This window comes from Candidatus Moraniibacteriota bacterium, from assembly GCA_016699425.1.
Taxonomy (GTDB): domain Bacteria; phylum Patescibacteriota; class Minisyncoccia; order Moranbacterales; family UBA1568; genus SSEF01.
Genome location: CP064975.1, coordinates 623741 through 641897, shown reverse-complemented (window position 1 = coordinate 641897; position 18157 = coordinate 623741). Strand labels below are relative to the sequence as shown.

The following is an 18157-nucleotide window of genomic DNA, read 5'->3' as shown; positions in this document are numbered from 1 at the left end:
CACATTCTAGCATCAATATCTATACTTGTCAATGAGAAGAAAACGTGAAAGAATAGTGATTGAAACTGGAATCCTAATGATGATGTGATGATGAAGGAATTTGTGTACGAGCAGAGCGGGGTGGTGGAGAAAGGCATGGAACTCGGGAAACCGATCGGCTTCCCGACAGCCAATATTCACTTCGATCAGCCGAATATTTCCGGTACCTATGCAGGTCTGGTATGGGTCGGAGAGAGAGAATATCGCGCTGCGGTATATGCGAATCAGGGGAGGCAGCTTCTCGAGGCTCATCTCTTTGGGTTTTCAGGCGATCTCTATGGCGAAGAAATTCGCATCACCCTCCTGGCGAAAGTCGCGGAAGCAGCTGAATTCACATCGGAAACTGATGCCCGAGAATTCATTACTCAGGTTGTGCAGAAAGTGAAGGATTATTTTCAGATCTAGAGACCTATTTTTTATGTTTACCGGTATCATCGAAGCAGTAAAACCCGTGCTCTCGGTTCAGGACAAAGATGGCTCTCGTCACGTCCGGATCGGGAAGCCGAGGAATTGGAAACTTCGGAAAGGGCAGAGCGTCTCGATCGATGGAGTCTGTACGACGGTAGTGAGCCAGAGCCCGGTCGCTTTCAATGTCGAGTATATGCCGGAAACATTGTCCAAGACGACTATGCAGTTTGTCGAGCGCGGAACGGAGCTCAATCTGGAGCGGTCTGTGACGCTGCGATCACCCTTGGATGGCCATCTCATTCAGGGGCATGTCGATAGTTCGAGTGAGGTCGTATCAATTGTGAAAGTCCATGGGAAACATGAAGTGACCGTGAACATTCCGCCGGCATTGAAACCGTATATCGCTCCACACGGTGCGATTACCGTCAATGGTGTCAGCCTCACTGTGGCGCGTAAAACGGAGCGGACGTTTACAGTGGCGCTCATTCCATATACACTGCGGCATTCGAACCTGCAATTATTGGAAGAGGGGAGTGTGGTGAATCTCGAGGTGGATCTCTTGGCCCGCTATGTGGTGAACGCCCTCGGAAAGAGTAATCATTGACGAATCAATCCTATGCAAAGGAAACGCAGTGTCAGTCGCACCAACAGGAGGGATGCCTCGCGGCTCAGAGTCGGAATTGTTGTCTCGCCTTACTATGAGGCAATCGCCAAGAAACTCCTTCGGGGTGCATTGGCGGAGCTCGGAGAGTGGAGGGTGGAGAAGAAGAATATCTTTGTGATGCAGGTTTCGGGAAGCTTCGAAATCCCTTATGGTTGTGTCTCACTGATGAAGCAGCATCGGCCGGATGCAATTGTCACGCTTGGTTGTGTTGTGAAGGGTGAGACCAACCATGACCAGATCATCGCTCAGGCAGTGGCCCAAGGGCTCATTGACCTGACGATCAAGTATGAGATCCCGATTACGCTCGGCGTGTTGACGGTCAACACACTCGAACAAGCCATCGCCCGATCAACACAGGGGAATAACAAGGGTCGGGAAGCGACGGCGGCCGCGCTTGAAGCAGCACTCCTCTAGCTCTATCGGGAGATCCTCTTCTTTTCCTCGGACGTGTGTAGCAGACTGGACTTGAATCTCTTCGGTTGATGGGGACTGAGGAATTGGAAGGGCTGTTTGATTTGAGTGAGGCTTTCGGCCATCCGCTCCTGGTCATAGCCAAGGAAGACTATGTCTGGTGAGTGGTCTCGGAGGACGCGCCACTTTCCGATAGTTCGATCGCTCGGGACGATGTGGGCATGATCCAGGAAACTTCGAATGGCATTCATCCGGACGCGGGTACCGTGCCGGGGAGCATGTCCCTTGAGCTTCCGGACGATACTTGTCCGAGCGACTACCACAACGAGCTTCTCGCAGGATTGAGCCGCTTCGAGAAGGAAATTCTGATGTCCGGGATGGAGTCCATCAAAGACACCGAAGACCATACCGAGTTTACAGGGGCGGGATTTTTCGGGCATAGTGTTTCTCATTCCGGATTATTCTAATATACCAGAATGGTATACTGTAGTTTGAGGCAGAGAGTATCGTTGATCCTCGCTTTTGTCAATGAGTAATGAAATCCTGACATTGGGATAGTGAATCTCTATGAATTCTATCAAGAAAGTCCTCATTGCACAGCCGCACGGGTTTTGTGCGGGGGTCGCTCGGGCGGTGAAGGCAGTCGAGGATACGCTGGCGATATTCGGTGCGCCGGTGTATGTGAAGCATGAGATCGTCCACAACAAGCATGTGGTCGATGCGATCACGAAGCAAGGCGCGATCACGGTCGAAACACTCGAGGAAGTGCCTGAGGGTTCGGTGGTCATCTTCTCCGCCCACGGTTCGCCGCGCGCTCATTATGAGGTAGCCCGAGAGCGCCAGCTCCATCTCATCGATGCAACCTGTCCACTGGTGACCAAAGTTCACCTCGAGGTGTTGCGATTTATCAAAGAGGGCTACCGGATCATCTATATCGGCCACCGTGGTCATATCGAGGGTGTCGGGGTGCTCGGTGAAGCGCCGGGTGTCAGTATTCCGGTGGTTGAGACGGTCGCAGATGTCGAAGCTTTGACACTCCCAACATCAGATAAACTCGTGTATCTGACGCAGACGACCTTGTCCATCGATGAGACGCGAGCCGTCATCGCGGCACTCCGAAAGAAATATCCCCAGATCGTCGCTCCGCCGCTTGAAGATATCTGCTATGCGACAACCAATCGCCAGGAGGCAGTCAAAGCACTCGCAAAGACCGTCCCCATCGTGATTGTCGTCGGATCGGTGACCTCGTCCAACTCCAATCGTTTACGCGAGACGGCCGAGCAAGCCGGTGCCCGGGCCTACCTGGTTGATGATGCGAGCGACCTTGAAGCCGCGTGGTTTGATGGCGTTTCAATAGTTGGCGTGACTGGTGGGGCGAGTGCACCTGAGGATCGGATCCAGACCGTGATCGACTACTTCACCGGACAAGGGGCGGTCGCCGAACGATTCTCGGTGAAGGAAGAAAAGATGTTCTTCGCGGAACCGGTGGAACTCATGCAGATCCGTCGAGAGAGAGCAGCGAAGGTATGAAACTGGCTATTCAAGCGAGTGATCTCGACCATGTCCGGATTGATGGGACGCGGGTATATGTGCGCGAACTCCTCAAACGCTTTGGTGCGTTGTCGCCTGAGACGCAGTTTCTGCTGTACCATCGGGGGACCTTTAATCCTTTGCTTGCCCCACCAGATCTCCTCAATTACCACGTCAAAACGCTCCCGTTTCCGTACGCATGGATGCAGACGCGATTCGCGTGGGAGATGTTCCGGTCCCGACCCGATCGGCTGTTTCTGCCGATTCAGGCGGCTCCAGTGATCTTGCCTCGTGGCTTGACGGTGACAGCGACCATTCACGACCTCGCTTTCCGGCGTTTTCCCGAAACCTTCCCACCGAGCCATCTCCGTAAACTCAACTTCATGCTCGACACGGCGGTGCGGCAGGCTGATCGACTCATCGCGGTTTCTGAGTCTACGAAACGCGATCTCCTTGAATTTTTCCCCGAACTTGATCCGGACACTATCCGGGTTATCCATCATGGCTTCGATGCTGAGTTCTTCGGCGCGAGGCTCGCTCCGGATGCAGTATCGGAAAAACTAAAAAGCTACAACCTACAACCTACGAGCTACGCGCTCTACGTCGGAGCCCTGCAGCCCCGCAAGAACCTCGTTCGCCTCATCCAGGCTTTCGAGCATGCGAAAAGAACCTGCCCGGAGATGCGGCTGGTGCTCGCCGGTGAACCCGCCTGGCTCTCGGAAGGAATCCTCACTGCGAGAGAGCAGAGTGTCTATCGGGAGGATATCGTCCTTACGGGACGCGTGAGTTTCGAAGACCTGCGAGCACTCTATCAAGGGGCTCGTTTGTTCGCTTTTCCATCGCTCTACGAGGGGTTCGGGCTCCCAATTCTCGAGGCGTTTGCTTCAGGCGTGCCCGTCCTCACCGCCGACAATTCCAGTCTGCGCGAAGTGGCGGGTGACGGCGCGCTCTATGTCGATGCGGAAAACACTTCGGACATCGCCGCAAAGCTCGTCCTGCTCTGGAACGATAGACCATTGCAGGATTCGCTGCGGGAAAAAGCGAACGGTGAACTCAGGCGTTTTTCTTGGGATCAGACGGCGCGAGAAACGCTCGATACGATCCTCAGTTAGTGTTCACCACCTCGGGTGAGCCGGAAGAAGAGCCACAGCACGAGGCTGTAGCCGCTGACGATAATCGGGATGCTCCACCAGGGGAAGCGATAGTGTGCAAGCGAAATGATACCAATCGCAATTATAATGAGGAGAATCCGTAAGGGGCGCGAGAGTATTCTATTTGATGGTTGCTTCGTCGGTGCCAGACTTTGAATGAGCCAGACGAGGATACTTGTCAGCGCGAGTAACAGAATAGCGAATTTCACGAGTGAGAGTCGGGCGGTGACGAATGTGGGGAGCAATACTTCGACGGCGTACAGACCGGCAAAAGCGATCCAACCGACGCAGACGATATCCGAGAGGAGGTTGGCGGCGATGGCGAGTCGTCCGTCAGACGCGTATTTGTCGAGTGATCTCTTGAAGAATGTGTCCATAGGGATTACGGTGTGGCGAGACCAAAGCGGGCGAGGATGCGCTGTTTCACTTTGGCGAGGAGCGTCGTCAGGTTGTCGGAACTGAGGCGAGTCTCGAAGGCGAGGGTCAGGTTCGCGATGTCGATCGCTACGTCATTGTCCGAGAGCGTCACTTCATAGTCTGACCCGATGACGCCGTCAAGAGTTCCAAGCTCAGTGACACAATCGAGCGCACGCGGGAGCAATCCGGATGTGGCTGTGCATTGAGCACTCCGACGACTTCCGGACTCGCTCGCGGTTATCGGATGCGAGTTGGCGAAGAGGAAATCATGGTACGCGCCCGGTTTGACTGGATGGCGCATCTCGCCCTCAATGAGAAAGAGTGTGCTGGTGTCTTGGTCCACGAAGAGGGTGCCGTCTGGGTGCGGGGCGCCCATAAGGAGAATGCGACCGCGTTTGTATATCCCCAGATCTTCTTCATTGGCTGGCAAGACGTCCTCGAAACGGTAGCCGAGCGCCAGGAAGATCTCGGCGCTGCCGATAGGGCGGATCTCGGATTCGCTCGTGACCACGTAGACACCATCGGCGAACGAGAGGAGCGTGCCGACGCGGAACCCAATGAATTGATCGGAAACATCTACTCTACCATCGCAGTTTGCTATTCCGATGCAGCCAAAATCGTCCGCTTCAAGTGTGGTATGACTGGCCGGGTAACGTGAGAGATACGCCGCTTCACTGACAAAGGGATACAGTACACCACTTCGTGACTCATAGTATGTATCGCGGATGCGGTAGACGGTTGATTGTGGAAAGTCGGTGATCTCAGCCCCAGTCGGATAGAGGAAGGCGCGATACCCCTTCCGAATGCTGACTGCGATTTGGCTCGGGGTTTCGGATTGCTTCTCGAGATCGATACTGACCGTGAGGTGCGAAAAATTTCCGAGCGGGCTCGTGTTGGCGACGAGGCGGCCGAGCGCTTCGAGTTTGCCATTCGTTCGCGGTGTGCCCGATTCAGCGCGCGGCTCGAAGATCTGATTCCGGCTCGATTTCGGATTGCGGAAGTCAAAGCCAGTCGTCACCGTCGGGAACAGAAAAGTATAGACAAGCGCGAGACCAGCCAGTGCGAGACCAATCGCGAGTGTGATACGGAGCTTCGTATAGAGCGGTTGGAGACGTGTGGGAATGGGCGTAAGGGGTGGCTCCATAGACAAAGATCAGGGGGTTATCTCAAAGAGTATCGCGTCACTCCCAACAGTTTTCTCGATCGGCCAGGCAAAGGGTTTCGGCGCGGCGAGCGAGGGGAAGGAGAATGAGCGGACTTCGACGGGGAGAAGATGGTCTCCGAAAGCCTCGGCGAAGTGGCCGACGGTGTCCTCGGTCGTGAGCAGATAAATACGGTCGAAAGCGCTCCGATCGAGACGGACGTAGTCATCGGGATTAAAGAAATAGGCGGCGTTTTTCCCGTCGAGACTCATGAGTGGACCAGCGATCAACGCGAACGGATCACCGGTGGCTGCTCGGTCGATGAGGATGAGGTCGTGCGGCGTGAATTGCTTACCGAAATCGGTCGCTTGAGCGTGGAGCGTCTGATACTCGATCACCGAGAGGGCCTGATATGCTGGCCACGCCTGGAGAAGGAAGAGGAGGCCGAACACGCCGAGGGTAACCAAAGATTTCCGGCCCGCATTCACTTTGTCTATTACTACTTGCGAGAGAACGACAGTCGCGAGGAGGAAAACGGGGAACAGTGTGAAGGCGTAACGGCGCAAGAGCCACGGGTGGTCATCCGAGATATGGCCGTTCAGGAGATAGACAAAAGTTGGCAGCGCGAGCAGGACGGGGATGAAGAGGGTGAATCGGCGTCGCATGAGGCCTAACGCGAGCGAAGCGATACCGAGGATGAAGACGGGGAAGAGACCGTAGGAGGAAAGGATTGGTCCAAGTCGTGGCTCGGTACTGTCACCGCCGATCGCCCCGAGTTCGTGCCAGTACCGGACGGCCGCTTTGCCAATCATGGTGTAGAAGGGGAGATTCATGAAGAGATCACGGAGGAGAAGAAAACCGAGGAAGAGAACGGCAGGGATGAACCACCTCCGAGGGAGTGTGAAGAGATGAGCGCGGAGTATCGGCCGCCAGAGTATGAAAGCGAGTGCGAGCGGTGCGATGACGAAGCCCTCGATACGTGTCAGGGCGAGGAAAAATCCGGTGACGATAATCAGGGGGAGAAAGTGGCGGTCGTCTTCGCGTTCAAAGCGGACGAGTGCGACGGCGAGGGTGAGAAAGAGGAGGAGGGCGAGATTTTCGGTCAGTGTCATCTGGGCGAGCCAGATCGTGAGGAATGATGTCGCAAAGAGCGTGGTACCGAGGACCGCATTCCGTCGGGTGACGAAGAGCGAAGCGAGTTCAAAAAAAGTCCAGCCGGAAAGAGTGAACAGGAGCGCATTGGCCAGGAGGAGGCCAATGAGGCCGAACCAGCTTGCGAAGAGCGCCAGGTATGAGATATAGCCGAGGGGAAATTGAGTGAGGAGCGCACCAGAATCGCTGTAAGAGAAACCGGGGAAATTGAGCGCGCGGCCGGGACCATAGATGGCGAAGAAGGCGTCGGAAACAGGTGTTTGGAACGCGAGTTCATGCCGCTCGGCGAGTTCGAGCGCGGCAAGAGCGATTGATCCTTGGTCGCGGCCGGTGAAGATAGTTGGTTCGGCGCGGAGGGCGATGAGGATGGCCAAGAGTGTCAGTCCGCTGATGAGGCAGAGTCGCAACCAGTCACGCTCCCGATACAGAGCGAATAGGGCGAGACCGAGGCCGCCGAAAAGAAACCCGCCCGCAACAAAAATCAGCGTCGGATGGAACCAGCCGAATAGCGCGAGCGTGAGAGCGAGCGTGAGAGCGAGCACGAAGCCAGAGAGGGCGATCAGCCACGGCGAACGAGAGAGGAGATGAGGGAATATCATAGTATGGCTCTAGTATACGCAAAAACAGGCCTGGCTTCAATTTACGAAAGGGTATCGAAACGGTACAATAGAGAAAACAGACAAAAACGTTCTGAGATGAATTTCTTCCTTTGGTACTATTCCGTCGGGATCCTCTCGATTGCGAGGATTGCGGGCAATTATGTCCGTTATGTTTTGCACCGCTTCAATGTCGTCGGTCTCTTCCGGACGCTCATCTCGCCGTGGAAGCGTGACATCAGCTTTCATACTTGGCAGGGGCTGCACCCGATTCTCTTTGTCCAGGCCCTCGCGAATAACCTGATCACCCGTTTTCTCGGTGCGATTGTCCGTTCGGTCGTCTTGGCCTGGGGTTTCGGTGCCATCGTGCTCATGGCGGTCGCCGTCATCGCCCTGTCCCTCTTCGCGGCTCTCGCCCCGCTCATCCTCATCGGGGGCAGTGTCATCATCGGCGGGCTCTTTGGGACGTTCGCCGGTATCGCTGCTTTCGTCGTCGCGATTGTCGTGACAATCGTTGCGGTGCTCGCGTGGCATGAGTATGAACGCGGCCGGATCGACTATACGGTACAGCCCGAGCACGCACCGTGGCGCGGTCGGGCGATGATGCGATTGGGACTCGCCGCCAAAGAGGCGCGGGCAGAGGTGATCGCCGTGCCAGAGCAGCGCACAGCTTTTCTCTCGGCTCATCACCTCACGCCGGAACTATTCGACCTGGCCTGGGCGATCGAGGGTGCCGCCTATGCCGCGAAAGAACGTCAGAGCCGATTCTGGGAATGGACCGAACTTCGCCAGGCGACCCGCATCGGCAAGTACTGGGCCTATGCCTATACACCGCGCCTTGATCACTACATCAGCGATCTGTCCGAGCATGATTTCAGTAACTATGCGCATCAAGAGCTTGTTGGGCGCGAACCAGTGATGGAGATGCTCACGCTCACCTTGTCGCGACCGACGGACAATAGTGCGCTCCTCGTGGGTGACCCTGGTATCGGCAAACGTTCGCTCGTCCATGCCTTCGCTCGTCGCATCCGGGAAAATTCCTTCACCGACAAAATCATCGATGAGGCACGCGTGGTCATCTTTGACATGGGACAGGTCATCTCGGACGGTCGGTCGCAGGGGATTGACCCCAAAGGACTCTTGCGTGATCTCTTGAACGGCGCGGTCTATGCTGGTAATGTCGTTCTGGTCATCGAAAACATCAACCTCTTCCTCGATCCCGAGAGCGATATGGCGGTCAGTGATGTCCTGAACGATTACCTCTCGCTGCCGACCTGCCGCATCATCGGGCTGATGACGGCTGAGGCCTATCACACCTTGGGTCAGCGTCAGATCCCCGCGCTCAAGTACTTCGAGGCCATTCAAGTACCCGAACCGACGCAAGAAGAGACGATCACCATTCTCGTCGATACCTTCAAGACGCTTGAGAAAAATCGTCCGGTCTTCACCATCCAGGCGCTTCAGGCGATCGTTGATGGTTCCGAGCGTTACAATTGGGAGATGCCATTTCCGGAGCGGGCCATCGATCTCGCTCAGGAAGTGCTTATCTATTGGGAGAAGCATCCCGATCTCGCTTTTATCGAACGGACAACCGTCGAGGATTTCCTCGAAGCGAAATCTGGTATCCCGATGGGCGAAGCGAATGAAGAGGAGCGGCAGAAACTGCTCAATTTGGAAGCACTCCTCCATGAGCGAGTCATCGGGCAAGAGGAAGCCATCAAACAAATGTCCGAGGCCTTCCGCAAGGCGCGCGCGGGACTCGGGAACGACAAGAAACCGATTGGCTCCTTCCTCTTCCTCGGTCCGACCGGTGTCGGCAAGACGGAAACCGCCAAAGCCCTAGCAGCGGTGTATTTCGGGGACGAGAACCGGATGGTCCGACTCGACATGAGCGAATTTCAGACACCGCAATCAATCGATGAGCTCATTGGCTCAGCCGAGATGAATGTCCAAGGCCGGATGACGTCCCTCATCAAAGAACGACCGTATTCCATCCTCCTCCTCGATGAACTGGAGAAGGCATACCCACGGGCACTTGATCTCTTCCTCCAGATCCTCGATGAAGGCTATGTTACGGATGGCTTTGGTCACAAGGTGAACTTCCGGAACACGATCGTCATCGCGACCTCAAATGCCGGCGCGGACATGATTCACGAAGCAACCGGGGCGGGCCGCTCGATGGTCGAGATCAAAGACGAACTCATGGATGCGATCATCGCCAAAGGTACGTTCCGGCCGGAATTCCTGAACCGTTTCGATGGAGTCATCCTCTTTAATTCACTCACGACGGAGGAGATGGAACAGGTGACCACTCTTCGGCTGCAGGCCTTTGCCGACAAGCTCTATAAGGAAAAGAAAGTGAAACTCGCATTCACACCCGACGCGATCCGCGCGGTCGTCGCACATGGCTACGAACGCGAGTTCGGTGCGCGCTCGATCAACCGCTATATCGCCGATGTCGTGGAAGACACGATCGTGAAGCGTCTCCTCGAAGGCACGCTCGCCGAAGGGGCCGAAATCACCTTCACCGAGGCGGACCTGGGCGGGTAGAAGAATTTGACAACTTGTATTTTTTTTTTGCTAATCTCCACCTTTAATTTCTATGCATCAGAAACCCCTCTTCCTCACGATCATCCTTATCACTCTCCTCGCCGTCATTGCTGGCGCCTTTTGGTGTCTCCAAAACCGCCCGGGAGCGATGAATCAACCAATCGTGTCTGAACCAGTCGCTCAGGCTCCCATCCAAGCTGAAACAGAGAAGTATCCCCAGCACATCGAGACTATCCCTGGGAATGCCGATGAGGTCTGGTACAACATCCCGGAGATGGGTATCCGGATGAAGTTAAACAGAGAGTTTGCAGAGGATTTGATATACATTTATTCGAAGTCAGACGGGAAAATTACTGAAGGTGAAAAAAAATTCTCTACGCCATTTCATGAAACTGTGCATTTTTCTTCTCATTCACTCTTAGGGCTCGAGCCCGCTTGTGAGCCAGGGACGCGGGCTATCGGATACTTTACTAAAGAAGCAGGCGACATGAAAGAATGGTCGACCCCTTCCGATTTCTTCATTGGACGTTTGCAGTTCACTGACTTCTTTATTGCGTTTGGTATCCCAACGGGTGAAGATGTCCCCACAGTTCCAATGTGCTTCCACAGCGATGATAGTAAATGGTTGCGATCAGAGATTTCGAGTGAAGAAAAGAACAGGATTGGGAATTTTATTGAAACGCAATCTGTAGTCCTAAAGAAAGTCTTCGCCTCAGTGGAAGAGATTCGGTAGCTATTCAAAGATCCATACTTTATGGTGGCTAGTCTTGAAACGACTTACCTATAATCGTTTCAGGACTCGTCAGTATCATTGGCGAGTGGTCCTTTTCCAACCGAAGGAGGTGATAGAATGCGAGTTTTCCTGTGTTTCTTATGTACATTGATGTTTCAGTTTGCCCCATCTCCATCTTTTGCTGAAGACACAAACGATACATACCTCTATCGTGACAAGTGTCCAAAAGATGAAGGTGACGAAGTCACACGAGAAAATGAGACAAAGCAGGTGGCTGGAGGAGTGCTCTCTAGTGCTGATTCTTTCAAGTACATAGCCAGCACCTCAAGATATCGGTGGGATAACCTGAGTTACTTCATCGACAAATGGAGTTTTGCCCAGTGCAACTGTACCTCTTATGTGGCCAGTAAACTGAACGAGGCTTGGGGGAATACAACTCCCGAGTTCAAGAACAGCTACTACGGCCAGACATGGGGGAGTGGGTATCACTGGTTCGATGCTGCTCGAGTATCCGAAATCGGAATCACTGGCGCTCGAGACAGGTTCACATTCGAAAAGAGCCGTCTCAACGGGGCATTCGAGGGAGATATCGCAGTCTGGGAAGCCTGGGATGCGAAAAAAGATGTGAAAGGTAATATCATTCGCGCTGCCAATAAGTACGGCCATGTTGCCCTAGTAGAGGAAGACGGTGAACCAGACGGAGCAGACAACGGGGTGAAGTGCGTGCAGGTCTCTGAGTACAACTGGGACAACGAACTTAACTTTGGCCGTCGGACTGGGGCGAGAAAGGTGTGCAAGAGCGCTGATCCGAATGACGTTAAGTTTCCACATTACTTCATCCATATCACTCAGGACAGGACCTACTGTCTCTCCAATCCAACTATGGGACTCTGTTCTCGGATCTCTGGTCGGGTTGCAACGAGTGATACCAAGCACTATGGCGTGTTTGGTGGTGCCGGTACTGACCCCTTTAACCTGAAAGTCAACCGTTTCTGGGTGCGGGACGTGGCATCGGGTACCGATCTTGACCCGGCCACATCAACTGTCCGAGTTGGTCAGGTTATTCAACCCCGGATCCAAGTCAAAGCCAAGGACGGCGACACCCATGACCACATGCGTCCCGGCAAGAACCGAATCGAAGTCGATCTCTACGCTCGTCTGGACCTCGGTGATTGGTTCTTCCTCAAGCGCGAATACATCCAGGCCACCAACCTCCCCAGTGGTGCTACGCATACCGAGCACATCGACTACACGGTCCCACTCGGGGTCTCGACCATTTCGTTCAAAGCCAAGATCGATGCCGAGGACGAAGCCTTTGAGAGCAATGAAGGTGATAGCTGGACGGAGATCCAGACGTTTTCAGTCGTCAACAACGTCCCTGGAGTACCCTTAGGCCTGACCATTACGGTCACGAACTGAGGGCACGGTGGAGCTTTTTCAAAACAAACGAGGTCTTGAGTGCCTGGGGTCCGACTGGATCCTGGGCGCTTTTTCTTTTGCAATAGATAAACACCTGGAAAGTCTCAAGCACACTTAAGTGTCGCGAGATTGCTTGCGCCTTTTGGATGGAGAGGACTATACTGAACTCACGAAACAAAAAATTTATGCGTACTGAAGGGTCTCACCGGGCAGTAGTGTTTTCTTCCATTGTCTTTCTATTATTTGGTGGGTATTTCGTTCTGGCGGCGTTTTTGACCGGGCTGCCAGCCTCACTGCCGCTGGTGCAGCCGATCTCGGCTGGACAGCGGTGACTAGGTCGTGCACAGGTAAGCCAAGTCCGAAGGGAATCTAACCCCAGGTATAAGTCAGTGGGGGCTTTCAGGTGTTGTGACATTACTCCATCTCCGAGACGAATCCTTTTTCTTCTTTGAGTGTTTCTTTCTATTGATATTTCAGGATAGATCCCCACTTCTCGTATCGTTCGGGGTAAATATCAACGAGCAGTACTAACAACAAGCAGATTCTATTTTAGTTGTGTCCATAGTGAGAATATTCTAAACATTCGGCACTTTCTATAGTGGTTTAGGAATAATCTGGTAGAATATAAGCAGAGTAAAGTTTGATTGAATCTATGCAGAGCCAGGATGTAAGGGGGGGCAAGATACAGTTTTCTATTATTCTTGCTTTTCTCCTTTTTTTTATGGTTTCCTTCGGACTTGTCGTGAAGAGGGTTTACATTGATAGGAATTATTTACTAGTGAGCGAAGTTGTGTGTGATCCAGATATTGAGGCGTGTTTTGTTCGCGTTTGTGAGGAAGATTGTGAAGAGGGCGAAGTTGACTACTATAAGATAAGAACAGTCTCGGCAGCAGAGGTTCCTTTGTGTAGTCCGAATGAAGGTGCGTGCCCGGAGATTCTTTGCTCAGAAGTAGCCACTTGTAGAGAGGAGTTCTGTGGTGAAAATAATGTTCCGGAGAATGAGCAGTGTAGCCAGATTTCTGTCGACGAGGAGAGTGAATCAGGCTTAGTATCAGAATTGGAATCGGACTCGGTTTCGGATATGGTTGAGGGTGAGGGGAAGAACGATGGAGATTAATGAAAAATATGCGAGTACTTTTTATATCCCGAGAACTCGGTGCGTCTGAGCTTGTATTTAAACTTATCAGTGAGCAGTGTGAGGTAAAGATGTATATCCAAGATCCGGAAGTTGCCTCTGGTCTAGACGGGTTTGTTCAGAAGACTACTGACTGGAAGGGCGAATTGACGTGGGTTGGAAAGCAAGGTCTTATCATTTTTGATGATATTGGTTTCGGAGTAGAACAGTCAAGCCTACGTAAGGAAGGGTATCGAGTAGTTGGCGGTAGTCGGGAGGGTGATCGCATCGAAACTGATAGATTGGTAGGGAAGCAGATCTTTGAAATGGCGGGAATGAATGTACTTCCGGCTTATACCTTCTCGAATCTCTTGGACGCGGTGAGATTTCTTGAGACACATACGGAGAATCGCTGGGTGGCAAAGGTGAATGGGGGGCACATTAGTTCGCTCTGCTTCGTCGGCGAGAGCCAGGATCAGTCTGACCTTATTGGCATGCTGGAGCACTATCGGGATCAAGGCGTAACCGCAGTAAACCTGCAACAGCGCGTAGACGGAGTGGAGGTTGGCGTCGCACGTTATTTCAACGGTAAGGATTGGGTTGGTCCGATCGAAATGAATGTTGAGCACAAGGCCTTAATGTCTGGTGAGATTGGGCCAAAAACGGCGGAGATGGGTACTTTGATGTGGTATGACGGAAATGAGAAGAATCACTTGTTTTCTTCTACACTTGCGAAAGTTGCTGATTATCTCAGAGACATTGATTTCCGCGGAGATGTGGATATTAATTGTATTGTCAATCAAGACGGAGCATGGCCACTAGAGTTCACTGCTCGTTTTGGTAACCCATCGACAGCTCTTCAAATCGAGTTACACGAGTCTCCGTGGATCGAGTTTCTATCAGCGATTGCAGATGGAGAGACATATGATCTGAAATACAAGACTGGGTATGGCATCGTCGTGACGGTAGCTGTCCCGCCCTATCCTTACTATGTGAACGTTCATACTGCAGAAACATCGAATGGTCTACCAATTCTTTTCAGAGAGAAGGTTTCATTAGATGGGTTGCAGCATTACGGATTCGAAGAGGCGGCTTGCAAAGATATGGGGGAGTTGTACATAGCTGGGAATCGTGGTTGTGTCGCTCATGTCTGTGGCTCCGGGAAGACAATAGAACTGGCGCGGGACGAAGCATATACACGGGTTAAAAACCTCATTATTCCAAAGGCGTTTTACCGTGATGATATCGGTGTTTCTTTTGAATTGAGTAGCCGAAATCAGCTGAAAAATTGGGGTTGGTTAGATTAGTGGAATCATATGGAATCCTGGCTGTTTATCGCCCTAGTCGCTCCGTTGCTGTGGGCAATCGTGAATTTGATAGATGTTTACTTTGTTGATTCTATCTATTCAGACGAGTACGATGGCGCCATTGTCTCTGGAGCTTTTCAACTATTGCCCTGGCTCACTGTTCTTGTTGGTGCCTGGAGATTTTCGCTACCAAATGCGGGGGTTTTAAGTCTGGCTCTGTCTGGTGCACTGTTCGTCTGGGCAAATTTTTTCTACTTCAAGGCTCTATTCGCAAAAAACGATGCCTCATTGGTTCAGCTCCTTTGGAATTTTACAGTCCCTATGACGATGCTACTCTCATGGGTAATGTATCGAGATGTATTACATGCAAATCAATATATCGGTTGTCTCCTTGTGTTCTTAGGTGTATCAGCACTCCATTTAAGTAAATCTTTTAGCTTGAACCAACTCACTCCGCTCCTTGCACCTATGGGGTCAGCGGTTGTTTTTCTCTCAGTCAGTATGTTATTGGCTAGCCATGGCTATAGTCTCTCCGATGGAATTTTTTTCGACGGTTATCTATTGTTCTCATCTGGAGCCATAGCTGGGACGTTATTTCTTGTGGCATTCCGACGCCTGCGTCATGGTAGTGGAAATCTCGCGAGAATTTTCACTCTTTCAAGAAGTTACTTTCTTGTATTCTTCTCAGCTGAGGCCCTAGCGTTGGTGGGGACCATGTTTTCTCAGCGAGCGCTAGACTTAAGCCCCTCATCTGCGCTGGTGGCAACAATAGAAAGTCTGAGTCCGATAATTGTCATGCTGTTTAGCGTTTTTATTGTCTTATCCTCTGAGTTTTCTTCATCCCTTAAGGCTAGGGTGGCGATGTATGGTCAGCAGCTTGTCGGGTATAAAATTAAGATTTTTTGCTCCATTATAATTAGCACCGGTGTATTCTTCCTCTCCACGTAACGCCGATATATTGCTATAGTGAAAATATATTATGTTTTGTACTGACATTCCATCACCGATAGCGCTGATTTTCTCGAACTCCACTCCGACTCTTCTTTATTACTCTCATATTCCAGTCATTTTCACAGCAATCCTTATCGGACTGCTAGTCTTTTCAAAGAACAAGAGCCTTGAGAGTAAACTGCTTTTATCGGTCGTTTCCATATTCTCTCTCTGGAATTTCATCGATCTGATTAATTGGACCAACGTTGATAGTCGGATCATCATGGTCTCATGGTCCTTCATGAATTTTACCTATATTCTCGTTCCAGCATTAACGCTATATTTTTCTTATGTATTTTTAGAACGAAAGGACCCTCGCGCATGGCTTTTTTCTCTGGGGGTCTTGCCGCTTTTCCCTTTTTTACTATTACTTCCTACGAATCTAAATCTCACAGGCTTCGACTTGTCAATCTGTGAGGCGAATGAAGGTGGGCTTACCGTCTATTTCCGTGGTCTCCAAGCAGTATATTTTGTTTGGCTTACGCTATTCCTTCTCTATGAGTGTCGAAAGAATTGGTGGTTAAACAGGAGACAGGCCCTCCTCCTTTCTTTGGGTACTGGTTTCTTTATAATGAGTTTCTACACAGGGAATTTAGTCGCGGATGTCCTTGGGACATGGGAGTATGAACAATATGGCCTTTTCGGTATGTTTGTGTTCATGGCTTTCCTCGTTGTAATGATCGTTAAGTATGAAGCGTTCAACATAAAGATACTGGCTGCTCAAGCACTCATGGGGGCTTTCATCATACTCATCGGGACAGAATATTTCTTTATCGTTTCGACTTCAGGACTTATTCTCACAACAATCACACTTTTCATAGCAATTATATTTGCCTATTTCCTCATCCGTTCAGTGAAGGAGGAGATTAAACGCAAGGAAGAATTACAGAAAATCAGCGATAGTCTCGCGATCGCCAATGCTGAGCTGCGGCGGCTGGACAATGCCAAGAGCGAGTTCATCTCGATTGCTTCGCATCAGCTCCGGACGCCACTGACGGCGATCAAGGGTTTCGTTTCACTCCTCCTCGAAGGCGCGTATGGTCGGCTCGAACCAAGCGTCTCGGATACTTTGAACAAAGTGTATCTCGCCAACAATCGACTCATGAACCTGGTGGAAAACCTGCTCAATATCTCGCGCATCGAGGCGGGACGGATCCAATATCAGTTCGCCTCTGCACACATCGAGGATATTCTCACCGAGCTGCGAGATGTCTTTGTTCTTGCGGCCCATGCGAAGGGCTTGAAGCTAGGGATTACGCTCCCCAAGGACCCGCTGCCGATGCTCCAGATTGACAGTGCAAAGATCCGGGAGGCGATCTCCAACATCATTGATAATTCCATCAAATATACTGAAAAGGGCGAGGTCGCTGTAAAGGCGGGGAAAGCGGGGGATCGGGTCGTGGTGACAGTGTCGGACACAGGTGTCGGAGTTGATGCTGATGATCTGCCGCACCTCTTCAAAAAATTCGAACGGGGTAAGGATGCCGCCAAGGTAAACGTCTCAAGTACGGGACTCGGTCTTTATGTAGGTAAGAGCTTCATCGAGGCACACGGCGGCACGATCAGCGTGGAGTCAGCGGGACGTGGGAAGGGGACGTGCTTCACGATTAGTCTGCCAATTGGTCATCCGCCGCTTGAAAAGGAATCCGAACACTGATACTCTGCAGAAGATAGAAATGAATCACCCCTATGGCCACCCTCCTGTTCGTCGAAGATGACCCGTTCATATCCGAGATCTATACCAAGAAATTTCAATCGTCGGGGTTCGAGGTCGTGCCGGCGTTGTCTGGTCGCGATGCATTGAAGAAGGTTCGTGAGGGCACTTTCGACCTCGTTCTGCTCGACATGGTCCTCCCGGAGCTGTCCGGTATGGAGGTCTTGCATGAGCTCCGTACGGATAGGGACTTCGATACTGGTCTGAAGATCGTCATCTTCAGCAACCTGTCTGGTCCGCAGGAGCGGCAAGAGGCCCTCGCCGCCGGGGCGGACGGTTTCATTTCGAAAACGGATTTCACTCCTTCGGAAGTCGTTGTTGAGGTTCAGCGGTATCTCGATCAATTTGCTTCCCAACAAAGGCATGCGAGCCTCCTGGCGGCGGCTGACTCGATTCATGCCGAGGTCAATTCGTCTGCTGAGACAGTGCTGGAACCGGGGATGAAGAAGCGTATCCTGCTTCTCGAGGACGAGCCGGTGTTCGCCGAGATGTTTGGAAAGCCGCTCCGGGATGATGGCTATGATGTCGTGGTCGAGAGCGATGGCCGGGCAGGGTTGGAGCAGGCCCGGACGGGGGGATTCGATCTCGTCATTACTGACCATCTACTGCCAACGATGAACGGTAAAGCCATCATCGAGACGTTGCGGGCCGATGAGCAGACGAAACATACACCGATATTCCTCCTTACCGCTTCACTCGAGGAAGAAGAAGTGAAAGCGCTTGAAGCATCGGGAGCGGTGGATCGTTCGTTTCTGAAGACTCAGGTGACGCCGAGTGAACTCACCTCAATCGCGAAGGAATTTTTTTCTGAGAAATAATC

At 52.0% G+C, this 18157-nt stretch carries 18 protein-coding genes; 14 read left to right on the top strand and 4 right to left on the bottom strand.

Going from position 1 to position 18157, the window contains the following annotated elements; genetic code table 11:
• Positions 1-84: 84 nt before the first annotated feature.
• The 3 genes from IPJ68_03235 to ribH are packed head-to-tail and all read left to right on the top strand — an operon-like array spanning position 85 to position 1525.
• Positions 85-444: a riboflavin kinase gene (locus IPJ68_03235; protein QQR78082.1), complete on the top strand. Its 360-nt coding sequence runs from the start codon at positions 85-87 to the stop codon at positions 442-444.
• A gap of 13 nt (positions 445-457) precedes the next feature.
• Positions 458-1051: a riboflavin synthase gene (locus IPJ68_03230; GenBank protein ID QQR78081.1), complete on the top strand. Its 594-nt coding sequence runs from the start codon at positions 458-460 to the stop codon at positions 1049-1051.
• Positions 1052-1063: 12 nt separating this feature from the next.
• A complete protein-coding gene (gene ribH / locus IPJ68_03225) occupies positions 1064-1525 on the top strand; it encodes a 6,7-dimethyl-8-ribityllumazine synthase (protein ID QQR78080.1) in 462 nt (153 codons plus the stop codon).
• Positions 1526-1527: 2 nt separating this feature from the next.
• Here ribH and IPJ68_03220 read toward each other — a convergent pair whose 3' ends face one another.
• Positions 1528-1962 carry an adenylyltransferase/cytidyltransferase family protein gene (locus IPJ68_03220; protein ID QQR78079.1) on the bottom strand — a complete coding sequence of 145 codons (435 nt, stop codon included), beginning with the start codon at positions 1960-1962 and terminating at the stop codon, positions 1528-1530.
• A gap of 127 nt (positions 1963-2089) precedes the next feature.
• Here IPJ68_03220 and ispH point away from each other — a divergent pair, with 127 nt between their 5' ends.
• Positions 2090-3052 (top strand): 4-hydroxy-3-methylbut-2-enyl diphosphate reductase, encoded by a 963-nt coding sequence (ispH, locus tag IPJ68_03215; GenBank protein ID QQR78078.1) that lies wholly within the window; start codon positions 2090-2092, stop codon positions 3050-3052.
• A complete protein-coding gene (locus IPJ68_03210) occupies positions 3049-4164 on the top strand; it encodes a glycosyltransferase family 4 protein (protein QQR78077.1) in 1116 nt (371 codons plus the stop codon). Before ispH ends, IPJ68_03210 begins: the two co-directional genes overlap by 4 nt.
• Here the strand turns inward: IPJ68_03210 and IPJ68_03205 are convergent.
• The 3 genes from IPJ68_03205 to IPJ68_03195 are packed head-to-tail and all read right to left on the bottom strand — an operon-like array spanning position 4161 to position 7513.
• A complete protein-coding gene (locus IPJ68_03205; protein QQR78076.1) occupies positions 4161-4580 on the bottom strand; it encodes a hypothetical protein in 420 nt (139 codons plus the stop codon). The two genes, IPJ68_03210 and IPJ68_03205, sit on opposite strands and share 4 nt — an antisense overlap.
• Positions 4581-4585: 5 nt before the next feature.
• Complete coding sequence (locus tag IPJ68_03200) at positions 4586-5764, bottom strand: hypothetical protein (GenBank protein QQR78075.1); 1179 nt, start codon at positions 5762-5764, stop codon at positions 4586-4588.
• A 9-nt stretch (positions 5765-5773) separates the two neighbouring features.
• Positions 5774-7513, bottom strand: coding sequence for a hypothetical protein (locus IPJ68_03195; protein ID QQR78074.1), 1740 nt, complete (start codon positions 7511-7513; stop codon positions 5774-5776).
• A gap of 96 nt (positions 7514-7609) precedes the next feature.
• Between IPJ68_03195 and IPJ68_03190 the strand changes: the two genes are divergently transcribed.
• The 9 genes from IPJ68_03190 (at position 7610) to IPJ68_03150 (ending at position 18155) form a co-directional block, all read left to right on the top strand.
• Positions 7610-10060, top strand: a complete 2451-nt coding sequence (locus tag IPJ68_03190) for an ATP-dependent Clp protease ATP-binding subunit (protein ID QQR78073.1) — start codon at positions 7610-7612, stop codon at positions 10058-10060.
• Between the two features lie 52 nt (positions 10061-10112).
• Complete coding sequence (locus IPJ68_03185; GenBank protein ID QQR78072.1) at positions 10113-10793, top strand: hypothetical protein; 681 nt, start codon at positions 10113-10115, stop codon at positions 10791-10793.
• A gap of 399 nt (positions 10794-11192) precedes the next feature.
• Positions 11193-12212: a hypothetical protein gene (locus IPJ68_03180; protein ID QQR78071.1), complete on the top strand. Its 1020-nt coding sequence runs from the start codon at positions 11193-11195 to the stop codon at positions 12210-12212.
• A gap of 185 nt (positions 12213-12397) precedes the next feature.
• The gene (locus IPJ68_03175; GenBank protein QQR78070.1) at positions 12398-12544 is read left to right on the top strand and encodes a hypothetical protein; all 147 of its coding nucleotides are present in this window, start codon (positions 12398-12400) and stop codon (positions 12542-12544) included.
• 320 nt (positions 12545-12864) lie between these two features.
• Positions 12865-13329: a hypothetical protein gene (locus IPJ68_03170; protein ID QQR78069.1), complete on the top strand. Its 465-nt coding sequence runs from the start codon at positions 12865-12867 to the stop codon at positions 13327-13329.
• Between the two features lie 8 nt (positions 13330-13337).
• On the top strand, positions 13338-14633 hold the full coding sequence (locus tag IPJ68_03165) for a hypothetical protein (GenBank protein ID QQR78068.1): 1296 nt from the start codon (positions 13338-13340) through the stop codon (positions 14631-14633).
• 9 nt (positions 14634-14642) lie between these two features.
• Positions 14643-15581, top strand: a complete 939-nt coding sequence (locus IPJ68_03160; protein ID QQR78067.1) for an EamA family transporter — start codon at positions 14643-14645, stop codon at positions 15579-15581.
• 613 nt (positions 15582-16194) lie between these two features.
• On the top strand, positions 16195-17280 hold the full coding sequence (locus tag IPJ68_03155) for a HAMP domain-containing histidine kinase (protein ID QQR78066.1): 1086 nt from the start codon (positions 16195-16197) through the stop codon (positions 17278-17280).
• A gap of 32 nt (positions 17281-17312) precedes the next feature.
• Entirely contained in the window at positions 17313-18155 is an 843-nt protein-coding gene (locus IPJ68_03150) for a response regulator (GenBank protein ID QQR78065.1), read from the top strand.
• Positions 18156-18157 lie beyond the last annotated feature (2 nt).